The organism is Pantoea sp. X-Soil-YNGN-844, assembly GCF_059730595.1.
The window spans coordinates 188,580-201,468 of record NZ_AP036007.1 but is presented as its reverse complement, the minus strand read 5'-3'; the positions used below and the strand labels follow the sequence as shown (position 1 = coordinate 201,468).

The following is a 12,889-nucleotide window of genomic DNA, read 5'->3' as shown; positions in this document are numbered from 1 at the left end:
CATTATAGCAGTGAGGTGAGTGATGCCAACCGCGAAATTTCGACATGCGGCAACAGGCGCGCATCCGGGATATGCATCAGGTTACCCTGTCGCAGGTTAATCCAGCAGGCCTGCATGCCGCAGCGCAGTGAGCCGGCGACATCGGTAGTCAGGTCGTCTCCCACATGCAGAATGTGGTGTGGCGCGATATCAAGGCGTTGCGCGGCAAGCTGATACATATCCTGCCACGGCTTGGCGCGCCCGTCAGGTCCGGCCCGCAGCGTAAAGCGAAAGTATTCAGCGATACCCATTTTTTCCGGGCTGGCGTTGCCGTTAGTGACCGCCACCAGCGGGATTTTTTCCGCCAGCGCCTTCAGCGTCTGATGCGTCTCATCCGGCATCTCGACCTGACTCCGCCACTGATGGAACACCGCCATGACCTCTGCCGCGCCCGCGGTCGCTTCCGCAGCAGAGAGGCCGATATTGAGCATCGCCAGCTCTATCGAACGGCGTCGCCACTCCGAAACGTCATGATAGATCTCAGGCTCGCGCTGCAGCAGTTCATCGCGCAGCTGCTGATAATCCTGCGGCGTGAAGTCACTCAGCGCCGGATGAAAAGCCTGCAAAGCGGCGTGAGACTCCAGCGTGGTGCGACGGATCACCGGGTAGTTATCGTAGAGCGTGTCATCAAGATCGAAGGTCATGGCTTTAATGGCCGACAGCGGACGATAAAACTTCATTCGTTCTTTCCTCGTTTGGCGCGGGGATGCGCAGCGTCATACACCGAAGCCAGATGCTGGAAGTCGAGATGGGTGTAGATCTGGGTCGTCGAGAGGTTTGCATGACCCAGTAACTCCTGCACGGCACGCAGGTCGCCGCTGGACTCCAGCAGATGCGTAGCAAAAGAGTGTCGCAGCTTATGCGGATGGATATGACTCGCCACGCCCTGTCTGATGCCCCATTCGGCAAAGCGTTTCTGCACGTTACGGGGCGAGATGCGGTTGCCGCGCGTCGACAGGAACAGCGCATCATCCTGGCCGCCAAAGTTTTCACGCAACGGCAGCCAGTGCTGGATCCAGGTGACCGCCGTGCGGCCAATCGGCACCCGCCGCTCTTTGCTGCCCTTGCCCACGACCCACACTTCGCCGGAATCGAGGTCGACGTGGCGGCAATCCATATTCACCAGCTCGGAGAGACGCAGCCCGCCACCATACATCACTTCCAGCATTGCGCGGTCGCGCACCGCCAGCGGATCGTTAAGGTCGATCTCCAGCAGCTGATTCACTTCATCCACATCGATATTCTTAGGCAGATGGCGCGCTTTACGCGGCGTCATCACCCCTTTGGCCGGATTAGCAGAGAGCAACCCCTGGCTCACCTGCCAGTCGAGAAAACTGCGCAGGGCGGAGAGGCGCAGCGCAAGGCTGCTGGCAGAAAGTCCGGCGCGACGGCTGCGCGCCGCCATGCTGCGCACCTGTGCCGGTTCCAGCTGCGCCCAACTGCCGAGCTTCATCTCATCCGCAATTGCCACCAGCGCGGCAAGCTGGCGCGCATAGCTGCTCTGGGTTAACGGACTCAGCTGGCGCTCCACTTTCAGGTAGCGCAGAAATCCGTCGACGGCCTCCTGCAGCGCGCTGCTCATGCGCGCTCAACCCAGCGGGAAAGCAGGCCAGGCATCATCTGTGAAAGATGCTGTAACAGCAGCGTTCCCATGCCCGACTGATAGTGCTGGCTGTCACGGCTGCTGAACACCAGCACGCCGAGATCGCCTGCTTCGCCCATCAGCGACATCGCAACCGATCCAATTGCTTTGGCCTGCGGCAGCAGCAGCAGCAGTTCAGGCCCATTGATATTACCGAGATAGTGATGCTGGTTGCCGAAGCGCTGAATACGCAGCGGCTCAAACGCCTGACGCGACAGGCTCAGCTGAAAGAAATCGGAGGGGGCACCCAGCAGCCATTTGTCGCTGAACAGCCGCACATTGGCACCCGCCAGGCCCAGCTCACGCGCCCAGCGATGCAGGCGGTTGAGCATATCCTGCAGCGAATCAGCCGCGGCCAGATGACTTTCCAGCGACAGCAGACGGTCAAACAGCTCATGGTTCGCGCTGGCCTGCTCCATCAGCAGTGTGATCTCTTCTTCCAGCCGCTGAATGTGGTTGCGTTGCCGCGCCATATGCCACTCGACCAGTGACACGCTGCCGCGCACCGGATGCGGCACCGCCATCTGTTCAACTTCACGGGCATTACGGATGAAGAAATCGGGATTCTGCCGCAGATAATCACTGACGGCCTGATCGTCCAGCAGAACCGAACTGTCAGCCTGCTCTTCGATATTTTTCATAGATGAATAAACCCATCGTAGACGTGTGTCGCAGGCCCGGTCATATAGAGCGGCTGACCGGCGCCTTTCCAGGAGATATGCAGCGTCCCGCCAGGCAGATCGACACGCACTTTCGGTGCCAGAATGCCCTGCTGAATGCCACATGCAACGGCAGCACAGGCGCCGCTGCCGCACGCCTGCGTTTCACCCGCTCCGCGTTCGTAGACGCGCAGCCGGATATGTTCGGGATTAATGATCTCCATAAAACCGACATTGACGCGATCCGGGAAGCGCTCGTGGCTCTCCAGAATCGGGCCAAGCAGTTCAACCTGCGCGGTTTTAACACTTTCAACCTGGATGACGCAGTGAGGATTCCCCATCGACACCGCACCCAGCATCACCGTCTGTTCGGCCACGCGCAGCAGATAGAGATTCTCAGCTTTGTTAGCGCGGAACGGCACCTGCTGAGGCTCAAAGTTGGGCTCGCCCATGTTCACGCGCACGTGATCGTCAGGCGTCACGGTTAACACCATGCGGCCATTCTGGGTACTGACCCGGATATCGCTTTTGTTGGTCAGCCCTTTCAGCTGAACAAAGCGGGCAAAACAGCGCGCACCGTTACCGCACTGGGCCACCTCACTGCCGTCAGCGTTGAAAATGCGATAGTGAAAATCGAGATCGGGATCGTAAGGCGGTTCAACAATCAGCAGCTGATCAAAACCGATCCCCAGATGACGATCGGCCAGCCGGCGGATCAGTTCCGGCGAAAAGAAGACGTTTTGTGTCACCGCATCCACAACCATAAAATCGTTGCCGAGACCGTGCATTTTGGAGAACTGCATTTTTTGCTCCGCCGGATAAGCCATCAGATTAGTTCGCTTTTACGCCTGAATTGCCGGTCACCAGCCCGCCGACATCGGCTTTAGTGGCATCCGCTTTCTGGCGTTCAGTTGGGGCTTGTTGTTTCTTCGGCTGGTCCTTCGGCGGGAAGTAGAGCGGTCCTTTCAGACCACAACCTGCAAGGCTGATTACTGCCAGTGTCATGGCCAACAGGCTTATTACTTTCTTCATTCTTTATGCTCTTAATGTCCTTTACCTGGATGCTTATCATCGCAGTTGAAGGTGGAAAAGCAACAGGAAATCCCCGCAAATAGCGTGAACCGGGTGACAGGCCAGGAAGATAGCGGCCACCTGCAGAGCGCAGGCAGCCCGTCAGCATCAATGCACCTGATAGCGCGGTTGATAATCGCTGTTGTCGTTGTCAGGCTGCGTTGTACAGAGCTGCGTCAGCGTCTGACTCCGGAACGGAATCACCTGGAATCGCTCACCGGTGTTCACAATCTGGTAGAACTGCGGCAGGTTGAAGTTGATAAAGCTCGAGCCATAGGTAAAGCGATCGTGTGACGAGGAGTAGAAGCGGCTGACGTCGCGCACCAGCTCCTCTTTGCTGCCTTCACAGTGATGATAAACCTCAACCCGATTGCTCTCATCGAGGATATAGATGTTGAAGCCGCGCTCATCCGTGGTGTTTTCAAAGAAGAACTGAATGATGCCTTCGCTGGCATAGCCGTTCACCACCGGTGGCAGCGGCGTCTGATTCGTTTCGACTTTGATCGACAACCCATGCAGCTTGTTATTGGAGATCGCGCCATAAAATTCTACCGCGTTTTCCAGCTTCTGCACCGAGACGCTCATGCGTTCAAAGAACAGACCCCAGGTCTCACCCGCCATGCGCAGCGCTTTAAAGCGGCCTGGCTCCTGACGCGTGCTGGAGAGGCGCAGCTCAATGCATTCTGAGACCAGTTGCTGGACGCGCGTGCGAATCAGCCCGCGAAGATGCTGGCTGTAGCAGAACACTTCTACCGTATCCGGCGGTGCGGCATCCTGATGCATCTTGCCGAGAATAGTTTTCAGCCCTTCGATCATCGCCTGTTCACCGCTGAAGTGCAGCGTACGCACTTCATTCCAGGAGTTGCGATAGAGCAGATCGATGCTGCCAATCAGGCACTGCTGCTGCTGACCAAAGCTAAAGACATCCAGTTTGCGGAAGTCGAAGTGCACCACCTGATTGCGGAAGGCCGCCGTCGGATCGTGCTCAAGGTTAACAATAATCGCGAGGTGCCGGATTTCACACGGGCTGTAGAGCGCTTTTGGCGTCGGTGCAGGCAGGCGCAGCGGGAAATGGCTGGAAACATCGTTGACCAGCTCCTGCAGACGCGCCAGGTCGCAAATCTCATTGCCTTTAATATGCAGCCGGGTTTTGCGGGTCAGCAGGCCATTGAACCACGCCCACGCCACCAGCTTGTTCAGGTAGCGGTTATATTCCAGCGGCTGATGGCTGATGATCGAATCCATGTCTGGTGCCTGGTTATAGAGATACCATCCGGAACGGTTGGCGCGGCCAGGCGGCACATGAATAAAGGTCAGATTCGGCTCAGAAAGATCGGGCGAAATCTGTGGATTCACCAGCGTCACTTTGCCCGGCAGCGCTTCAAACGCGGCATACAGTTTACGGGTCAACACACCGATATCCTGCGGGCTGGCGCTGACGCTTAAGTTATTGCGACGGGCAAAGCGGATCAGGTTGCGATAACTCTGCATCATCGCATCCAGCAATTCGTTATGGGCTTCGCGCACCCGCTCGATTTTCCACCCGGCACGGTTGTCCAGGATGGCGATCTTCTCTTCGTTCCAGCCCCACTCTTTCACCAGCTGCGATAAGATCTCGCGACGCCAGCCGGTGCGTTGCTGATGATCGTCGGTGCTGAGCTTTTCACAGACTTTGAGATAGAAGCAGCGACGCACCAGGTCAAGACGCGGCTGATCGTCAACGCTGGTGAGGTAGTGCGTAACGCGCTCCAGCATCATGCAGTAAGGATCAAGTCCGAAGCAGATGATTTCGCCGTCGTGCAGGCGCTGTTTAATATCCATCGCCAGCAGCTGCGTGTTCGGGTATTCCCAGCTGTAGGCTTCCAGCAGCAACGTTTTCAGTACGGCTTTGTAAGGCGAGTCGATACTTTTATAGAGCTGCCACAGGCTGGCACCGAAATACTCTTCTGCTGACAGCGTACCGAGGCCACCCAGGTCAAGCCACTCATTGGGTGTCAGCACGCCTTTGGCATACAGCGACATCACGTAGTCGTCGTAATGATGCTCTTCTTCGCCCGGCACCATATTCCACAGGATGCGTTTGCCCGCCATACGAACCGCGGTACGGTAAAACTCATCCAGCAGTAAAATGTGCTGGGTTGAACCGCAATCTTCACCGCCCAGGCTGCCGCTTTCGTTGTGACGGAAGCGGTTCTCGTCAATCAGGAAGAAACTGACTTCCACGCCCATTGAGACGCACCACTTCTGTAACAGCGTACATTTGCGCTGCAGATTCAGGCGCTCTTCATTATCGAGCCAGGATTGATGGCAGACCCAGATATCAAGATCGGAGATGCTGTTCTGGCCGACAGACGAGGTGCTGCCCATAGAGTAGATAGCGGTGATCGGCATTTCGCCTTTCGGCGCATCGGCATGGCGCAGATCGCTGTCGCCGGTGAGGTCGGCCAGCAGCTGGCGTTGATTTTCATCAGGCGTGAAGAAGCTGATGCCATGTGGAACGCTACCTTCAAGGTAACCCGGCATCTGCGGATGTTGATAATGTAATAAGGTTGGCAGCAGACTGTAGACGCGCTGAAAAGCGGGTCCCATGGCAGCCAGCGCACGATCAACGCGCAGCTGGTTGATTGCATCCAGTCTCTGTTTCAGTGTCTCAATGTAGAGGTACAAGACGTTTCGCCTGATTGTCCCAGTGTTTAAGCACCCTGTTTCCACGCTCTGCCGCTTATTAAAAGTAAAAAAGTGGGCAGATAATTGCTGGAAACGTGATCAATCTATCACTCGGCAGATTGACCGTAAAGAAAGTTGCGCTACTTAACAGTTTAGCACGTTCTTACCCGCTTCCCGCCTTTTCGGCACTGGTTGCCACGCTATGGCTTGATAAACCGGGCCTGAAACCGCACACAGGCCGTTTTCAATCCGTTGAAACTGACAGTATTCACCCAGAGATGATAGGATATTCAGTGAACGATAAAAATGGTTAACAGCATGTTAGACAAAATTTTCAGAATTGCTACAAGACAAAGCCCGCTCGCATTATGGCAGGCACATTATGTACAGCAACGACTCATGAGTGCCCATCCGGGACTGCGCGTTGAGCTGGTGCCTATGGTCACCAAAGGTGACATCATTCTTGATACGCCGCTGGCAAAAGTCGGTGGCAAAGGGCTGTTTGTCAAAGAGCTTGAGCTGGCAATGCAGGATGGCCGTGCCGATATGGCAGTACACTCTATGAAAGATGTGCCGGTCAGTTTCCCTGAAGGTTTGGGCCTGGTGACCATCTGCGAGCGCGACGATCCGCGCGATGCGTTCGTTTCTCATCATTATGACTCCATTGATTCACTGCCACAGGGCGCCATTGTCGGCACCTCCAGCCTGCGTCGTCAGTGCCAGATTAGCGCGCGCCGTCCGGATCTGGTGATCCGCTCGCTGCGTGGCAACGTCGGCACCCGCCTCGGCAAACTTGATGCCGGCGAGTATGACGCGATCATTCTTGCCGTCGCCGGGCTGAAGCGTCTGGGGCTGGAAGATCGCATTCGCCAGGCATTGCCTGCCGAAGTCTCCCTGCCCGCCGTGGGTCAAGGTGCAGTCGGCATTGAATGCCGTCTGGACGACACCACCTTAATCAGCCTGTTACAGGCGCTGAATCACGATGACACCGAAGTCTGTGTCAGAGCAGAACGTGCCATGAATACGCGCTTAGAGGGTGGCTGTCAGGTGCCCATCGGCAGCTTCGCGGTGCTGGAAGGCGATGAGCTCTGGCTGCGCGGCATGGTCGGCGCGCCCGATGGGCGGGTTATGGTTAGCGGAGAACGTCGTGGGCCCCGCGCGCAGGCTGAACAGATGGGCATTTCACTGGCCGATGAGCTACTGAATGGCGGCGCACGTGAAATCCTGAAAGAGGTCTACCAGGGGCAGCCGCCGGCATGACCATCCTGGTGACGCGCCCGGAACCCGCAGCGGCAGAGCTGGTGTCACGCCTGCATGCCCTTGGCAAACAGGCGTGGAGCCTGCCGCTGATCGAGTTTGCGCCGGGCGCTGACCTCGCCACTCTGCCCCAGAAGCTCGCCGGACTTCGTACCGGCGACCTCGTCTTTATTCTTTCTCAGCAGGTTATTCACTACGCGCAACACACGATCAAAGCATGGCCCACAGAGCTGGACTATTATGCAATTGGTCGTAGCACCGCGCTGGCGTTTCACACCGTCAGCGGGCAGCAGGTGACCTGGCCTCATGCTCATGAAACCAGTGAGGAATTGATCCAGATAAACACGCTTCAGCAGGTTGCCGGTAAACGTGCGCTGATCCTGCGTGGCGATCCCGGTCGCGAATTGCTGGCAGAGACATTAACCCGGCGAGGTGCTGAGGTAACGTTTGCTGCCTGCTACCAGCGCTGCCAGAAGCATTATGACGGGCCGGTTGAAGGCCGCCGCTGGCGCGATCGCGGCGTCTCTGTGCTGGTGGTGACCAGCGGTGAAATGTTACAACAGCTTTTTTCGCTATTCCCCGCGGTTGATCGCGAGGAATGGCTGCTCAACTGCCGACTGATCGTCGTCAGTGAACGTTTGGCTACCCTGGCCGCAGGATTGGGTTGGCAGGATATTCAGGTAGCCGATGGTGCCGATAACGATGCGCTGCTGCGCGCGTTACGCTGAACTTTAACAATGGGATGTGCCACATATGACGGAACAAAAAGACTCCTCCGCCATGGTTGAAGAAACCACCCCAGCGGTCGACCGCTCTCCTTCCAGCAACAGCACACCACCGCGTAATGCGAAAAAGGGTGGCATGGTGTTGGGTGCAGTTGCGATTGTCATCGCGCTGGCGATGGGTGCGGGTTTATACCTTAACGGGAAACATCAGGCTGATTTACAGGCACAAACCAATCAGAAGCTGAGCGAGCAGTTAAGCGTGTTGCAGCAGCAGGCCAGCAGCGATAAACAGCAGCTGACACAGCAACTGAGTGGTGCTGAAACTGCCCTGCAAACGGCACAGCAGCAGCAGACCGCGTCAGCAAAAGAGCTGGAAACGCTGCGTGAAAAAGTGGCGGTGATCTCTGGCAACGACGTGCGTAGCTGGCTGCTGGCACAGGCGGACTATCTGGTGAAACTGGCTGGCCGCAAACTCTGGAGCGATCAGGATGTCACCACCGCCGCGGCACTGCTGAAAAGCGCCGATGCCAGCCTGGCTGACATGAACGATCCCAGCGTGATGAATGTGCGTCGTGCGCTGACCCAGGATATCAGTAACCTCTCTTCCGTTACGCAGGTCGACTACGACGGCGTGATCCTCAAGCTGAATCAGCTGTCGAATAACGTTGATAATCTGCGTCTGGCCGATAACGATAGTGATGATGCACCGATGGACAGCGATGGCGGCGAACTCTCAGGTTCAGTGCGCGAATGGCGTCAGAATCTGGTGAAAAGCTGGCATAACTTTATGGATGATTTTATTACCATCCGCCGCCGCGATAACACCGCACAGCCGCTGCTGGCTCCGAATCAGGATGTTTATCTGCGTGAGAATATCCGCTCGCGTCTGTTGATCGCTGCGCAGGCCGTACCGCGTCATCAGGATGAGATTTATAAACAATCTATCGACACCGTGTCCGCCTGGGTTCGCGCCTGGTACGACACCAATGATGCCGCTACCAAAGCCTTCCTTGCCCAGCTGGATGAGCTGAGCCAGCAGAACATCAATATGGATCTGCCGGAAAACCTGGAAAGTCAGCCGTTGCTTGAACAGCTGATGCAGACCCGCGTGCGGAACCTGTTGGCGCAACCGTCTGCCGCTGCTAATCAGCAGGGAGGCTAAGCATGCTTAAGGTATTTATCCTCTTTATCCTGCTGATTGCGGGCGTGGTGCTGGGACCGATGATTGCCGGTCATCAGGGCTACGTGCTGATTCAGACCGATAACTGGAATATCGAAACCAGCGTCACCGGCCTGGTGATTATCCTTATTATCAGCCTGCTGGTGATTCTGGCGGTGGAATGGCTGCTGCGTCGTGTGCTGCACACAGGGGCGCGTACCCGCGGCTGGTTTACCGGCCGTAAGCGCCGTCGCGCCCAGCGTCATACTCAGTCGGCGCTGATGAAGCTGGCAGAAGGCGACCACCGTCAGGTGGAGAAACTGCTGTCTAAAGATGCCGATCACGCCGATGTGCCGGTAGCCAACTACCTGCTGGCCGCGGAAGCCGCCCAGCAGCGTGGCGATGAGATCCGTGCCAATCAGCATCTTGAACGTGCTGCTGAGCTGTCCGAAAGCAATACCATTCCGGTTGAAATTGCCCGCGCTCGTATTCAGCTGGCCCGTAACGAAGATCATGCGGCGCGGCACAGCATTGACCGTCTGCTGGAAGTGGCTCCGCGTCACCCTGAAGTGCTGCGCCTGGCCGAACAGGCGTACGTCCGTACGGGTGCCTGGAGTGCATTGCTGGATATTCTGCCTGCTATGCAGAAGGCGCAGGTCGGTGATGAGCTGCATCGTGATGCGTTACAGCAGCAGGCCTGGCTGGGTCTGATGAATCAGGCAATGGCCGATCAGGGCAGTGATGGCCTGAAGCGCTGGTGGAGCACGCTGAGCCGCAAAACCCGTCAGGATACGACCCTGCAGGTGGCAATGGCGGATCATCTGATTGAATGCAACGATCACGACACTGCACAGTCGATCGTGCTGGAAGGCCTCAAGCGTCATTATGACGATCGTCTGGTGCTTCTGATGCCGCGCATCAAAAGCGGTAATCCGGAAGCGCTGGAGAAGGCATTACGCCAGCAGATCAAACAGCATGGCGCAACGCCGTTGTTGCACAGTACGCTGGGACAGCTGCTGATGCGTCATGGTGAGTGGCAGCAGGCGGCTGAAGCGCTGCAGCAGGCGCTGGCACAGCGTCCGGATGCGTTTGATTATGCGTGGCTGGCGGATGTCTATGATCGTCTGCATCGTCCGGAAGAGGCCGCGAAAATGCGCCGTGAAGGATTGCTGCTGACGCTGAAGAATAACCCCAACGTCTGATGTCGTTGTCAGACAGTATAAAGCCGGGCTTGCCCGGCTTTTTTGTGCCCGCAATCTGCCACCGCTTTCCCGCAGGCAAAAAAAACACCTGCCATTGGCAGGTGTAAGATCAGGTCGGTAAGACAACCGGGAGGTACCTGACTCAACGTGGTGTCTGTTAACCCTGTAAGGCTTACGCGATACAGGCAGGCAGACAACAGGTACCTAAAATTGGCTCTGCATCATTCCCAGGTTTATGTAGCATCAGCAGACATAAGAGGTGGAATGAGCATCTACAGCAGAAGTATTGCACAAGCCGTGCCAGGTTAAGGTTTATTTTTAAATATATTTATAAATCAATGCCTTAATCAGATCGGCAGGTCAGGTTTTAGCGAGATACATGAGGAAGTGTCGGTATCAGGCGACAGCTGGCATTTTCTCTGTCTCTGAATGGAGACAGCGAGATCAATCTCTCTCTGAACGTAATAATAACAATGGTTTATTTGTCGGCGATTCACGACGCTATTGATTTTGCTAATACTGCGTGCGGAATCAAAGCAGAGTGATTCAGCAGCAATGAAGAAGCCCAACGCGTAGGGAACACGGTCAGAGGAGGAAAGCGTCCCACGCCAGGGACGGCGTGGGCCGAGCGGCCATGGATGGCTTAAGCGCCTTTCCGATCTGACCGTGTTCCTTTCGCCAGCGCGCACTCACCGCAGTGCGGGCTTCAGGGAGCATACGCCTTTCGCAAAGACGCAAAAGACGCCATCCCTGGCGGGCTCAGCGCGGGCGATTACGCACCTCATCCCTGAGGTGCGCCCGTTACCGGGCCAACGCTTTGCGTTGTTCAAAAACGCTCCCGGCGTTTTTGTCCCTGGCCCGCGATGCTTTGCTACAGGCGTATGCTCCCTTCGCTTCAAGTCTGGCAGACGCATCAGGAACTTACATGGACGCTTCAGACTGGTGAAAGATCTAAAGCCGGATTCATCTGACCGTGTTCCCTTCGCAGGCTCGAACTCACAGCAACATTGTTCCACAGTACCTAACCCGGCCCTGGCCCATATCTTCCGCAGAAATTCAAATCCACTTTTCTACAGACGAAAAAAAACCTGTCTTTTCAGACAGGTTTCTAAAAATGGTCGGCGAGAGAGGATTCGAACCTCCGACCCACTGGTCCCAAACCAGTTGCGCTACCAAGCTGCGCTACTCGCCGATTTTTTTAACTGTTTTGCCTGGTGCGAAGAGAGGGACTTGAACCCTCACGTCCGTTAGGACACTAACACCTGAAGCTAGCGCGTCTACCAATTCCGCCACCTTCGCGTTTCCCAGCAAAATCTGGGGTGGCTAATGGGACTCGAACCCACGACAACTGGAATCACAATCCAGGGCTCTACCAACTGAGCTATAGCCACCACTATTCTTAATGTTACAGATTTAAAACCTGCAGCATTTAAATCTCTACTGCCAACCGCGGTAAATCAACCACCGAAGCTCATGCGCACAAACGATATGGCGCGCCCGACAGGATTCGAACCTGAGACCTCTGCCTCCGGAGGGCAGCGCTCTATCCAGCTGAGCTACGGGCGCGTAGCGCCGTTGCGGATGTGCATACTAGAGATAAGCGCCCATCGTGTCTAGTGCTTTTTAAATAAAAAGACGCGTTTGATTACGCTTTGTGCATTTCGTCGACAAATAGTACATTTCCACTCTCGTAATGCCTGAAAATGCGGCATTTATCAGCAATATCAGAGATCGCCGCGCAAGTGATAGCGCAAATATTTAAGCAGTTTTAATTGCCTGCGCAGGCGGCTCGGCTGCCGAATCAGACGGTAAAGCCACTCCAGCCCCAGCCGCTGCCAGATTTTGGGCGCGCGCTTCACATGGCCGGTGAAAACATCGTAGGTTCCGCCTACGCCCATATAGAGGGCATCCGGCCAGTATGCACGGCACGCCAGCATCAGCAGCTCCTGACGTGGCGAGCCCAGCGCGACAGTCACCAGCTTCGCACCGCTGGCCGCAATCCGGGCAAACAGCGCATCCTGATCGGCTGGCGCAAAATAGCCATCCTGCGCCCCGACAATATTTACATTCCACTGACGACGTAACTTATCGCAGGTTTCATCCAGCACCTGCTGGCGACCGCCGATAAGAAACACCGGCGTCCCTTCCCGCCCGGCGCGCTCCATCAGCGCTTCCCATAAATCTGCCCCCGCAATGCGCTGCACCGACGCCTGCGGATACTTTTTACGAATCGAACGCACAATGCTGATGCCATCGGCATACGCATATTCCGCCTGCGCTAACAGCGTGCGCAATCCTTCATCCTGCTCAGCGGTCAGAATCTTCTCCGCATTGATCGCCACTAAAATACCGCTGCGAACGCTCTGCGGCGGCATCAGAAAATTCACTGCCGACGGCATGTTTTCGAAGCCATACAAATCAACGCCGCGAATACGGTACTGCGGCGTCTCAGTTAACGTTGTCATATC

The 12,889-nt window shown here is 56.2% G+C and carries 11 protein-coding genes and 4 tRNA genes; 4 read left to right on the top strand and 11 right to left on the bottom strand.

Going from position 1 to position 12,889, the window contains the following annotated elements; genetic code table 11:
- Window positions 1–2: 2 nt before the first annotated feature.
- The 6 genes from yigB to AC6I8C_RS00820 form a co-directional block, all read right to left on the bottom strand.
- Entirely contained in the window at window positions 3–719 is a 717-nt protein-coding gene (yigB, locus tag AC6I8C_RS00845) for a 5-amino-6-(5-phospho-D-ribitylamino)uracil phosphatase YigB (protein ID WP_497821355.1), read from the bottom strand.
- Entirely contained in the window at window positions 716–1,621 is a 906-nt protein-coding gene (xerC, locus tag AC6I8C_RS00840; protein ID WP_497821354.1) for a tyrosine recombinase XerC, read from the bottom strand. The genes yigB and xerC overlap by 4 nt, the downstream gene beginning before the upstream one ends.
- Entirely contained in the window at window positions 1,618–2,322 is a 705-nt protein-coding gene (locus tag AC6I8C_RS00835) for a DUF484 domain-containing protein (protein WP_150013251.1), read from the bottom strand. Before AC6I8C_RS00835 ends, xerC begins: the two co-directional genes overlap by 4 nt.
- Window positions 2,319–3,143, bottom strand: coding sequence for a diaminopimelate epimerase (gene dapF / locus AC6I8C_RS00830; RefSeq protein ID WP_033734938.1), 825 nt, complete (start codon window positions 3,141–3,143; stop codon window positions 2,319–2,321). Before dapF ends, AC6I8C_RS00835 begins: the two co-directional genes overlap by 4 nt.
- Before the next feature lie 28 nt (window positions 3,144–3,171).
- On the bottom strand, window positions 3,172–3,372 hold the full coding sequence (gene lptM, locus AC6I8C_RS00825; protein ID WP_013359686.1) for an LPS translocon maturation chaperone LptM: 201 nt from the start codon (window positions 3,370–3,372) through the stop codon (window positions 3,172–3,174).
- A 147-nt stretch (window positions 3,373–3,519) separates the two neighbouring features.
- Window positions 3,520–6,078 (bottom strand): class I adenylate cyclase, encoded by a 2,559-nt coding sequence (locus AC6I8C_RS00820; RefSeq protein WP_278497916.1) that lies wholly within the window; start codon window positions 6,076–6,078, stop codon window positions 3,520–3,522.
- A 318-nt stretch (window positions 6,079–6,396) separates the two neighbouring features.
- On the opposite strand from AC6I8C_RS00820, the gene hemC reads away from it, so the two are divergent.
- Genes hemC through hemY form a run of 4 tightly spaced genes read left to right on the top strand, consistent with a single transcriptional unit; the run spans window position 6,397 to window position 10,421 of the window.
- On the top strand, window positions 6,397–7,338 hold the full coding sequence (hemC, locus tag AC6I8C_RS00815; RefSeq protein ID WP_497821353.1) for a hydroxymethylbilane synthase: 942 nt from the start codon (window positions 6,397–6,399) through the stop codon (window positions 7,336–7,338).
- On the top strand, window positions 7,335–8,063 hold the full coding sequence (gene hemD, locus AC6I8C_RS00810) for a uroporphyrinogen-III synthase (protein WP_497821352.1): 729 nt from the start codon (window positions 7,335–7,337) through the stop codon (window positions 8,061–8,063). Before hemC ends, hemD begins: the two co-directional genes overlap by 4 nt.
- Before the next feature lie 25 nt (window positions 8,064–8,088).
- Window positions 8,089–9,222, top strand: coding sequence for a uroporphyrinogen-III C-methyltransferase (hemX, locus tag AC6I8C_RS00805; protein WP_497821351.1), 1,134 nt, complete (start codon window positions 8,089–8,091; stop codon window positions 9,220–9,222).
- A 2-nt stretch (window positions 9,223–9,224) separates the two neighbouring features.
- Window positions 9,225–10,421 carry a protoheme IX biogenesis protein HemY gene (gene hemY, locus AC6I8C_RS00800; RefSeq protein WP_497821350.1) on the top strand — a complete coding sequence of 399 codons (1,197 nt, stop codon included), beginning with the start codon at window positions 9,225–9,227 and terminating at the stop codon, window positions 10,419–10,421.
- Between the two features lie 1,115 nt (window positions 10,422–11,536).
- Here the strand turns inward: hemY and AC6I8C_RS00795 are convergent.
- The 5 genes from AC6I8C_RS00795 to wecG form a co-directional block, all read right to left on the bottom strand.
- Window positions 11,537–11,613: transfer RNA gene (locus tag AC6I8C_RS00795), tRNA-Pro, on the bottom strand.
- A gap of 20 nt (window positions 11,614–11,633) precedes the next feature.
- Window positions 11,634–11,720, bottom strand: a tRNA-Leu gene (locus AC6I8C_RS00790).
- A 16-nt stretch (window positions 11,721–11,736) separates the two neighbouring features.
- Window positions 11,737–11,812, bottom strand: a tRNA-His gene (locus AC6I8C_RS00785).
- 98 nt (window positions 11,813–11,910) lie between these two features.
- Window positions 11,911–11,987, bottom strand: a tRNA-Arg gene (locus AC6I8C_RS00780).
- A 158-nt stretch (window positions 11,988–12,145) separates the two neighbouring features.
- A complete protein-coding gene (gene wecG, locus AC6I8C_RS00775) occupies window positions 12,146–12,886 on the bottom strand; it encodes a lipopolysaccharide N-acetylmannosaminouronosyltransferase (RefSeq protein ID WP_497821349.1) in 741 nt (246 codons plus the stop codon).
- Window positions 12,887–12,889 lie beyond the last annotated feature (3 nt).

Bases quoted from the DNA above. Each gene is read 5' to 3' on its own strand.
- yigB (WP_497821355.1), bottom strand. From the start codon at position 719: ATGAAGTTTTATCGTCCGCTGTCGGCCATTAAAGCCATGACCTTCGAT.
- xerC (WP_497821354.1), bottom strand. From the start codon at position 1,621: ATGAGCAGCGCGCTGCAGGAGGCCGTCGACGGATTTCTGCGCTACCTG.
- AC6I8C_RS00835 (WP_150013251.1), bottom strand. From the start codon at position 2,322: ATGAAAAATATCGAAGAGCAGGCTGACAGTTCGGTTCTGCTGGACGAT.
- dapF (WP_033734938.1), bottom strand. From the start codon at position 3,143: ATGCAGTTCTCCAAAATGCACGGTCTCGGCAACGATTTTATGGTTGTG.
- lptM (WP_013359686.1), bottom strand. From the start codon at position 3,372: ATGAAGAAAGTAATAAGCCTGTTGGCCATGACACTGGCAGTAATCAGC.
- hemC (WP_497821353.1), top strand. From the start codon at position 6,397: ATGTTAGACAAAATTTTCAGAATTGCTACAAGACAAAGCCCGCTCGCA.
- hemD (WP_497821352.1), top strand. From the start codon at position 7,335: ATGACCATCCTGGTGACGCGCCCGGAACCCGCAGCGGCAGAGCTGGTG.
- hemX (WP_497821351.1), top strand. From the start codon at position 8,089: ATGACGGAACAAAAAGACTCCTCCGCCATGGTTGAAGAAACCACCCCA.
- hemY (WP_497821350.1), top strand. From the start codon at position 9,225: ATGCTTAAGGTATTTATCCTCTTTATCCTGCTGATTGCGGGCGTGGTG.
- wecG (WP_497821349.1), bottom strand. From the start codon at position 12,886: ATGACAACGTTAACTGAGACGCCGCAGTACCGTATTCGCGGCGTTGAT.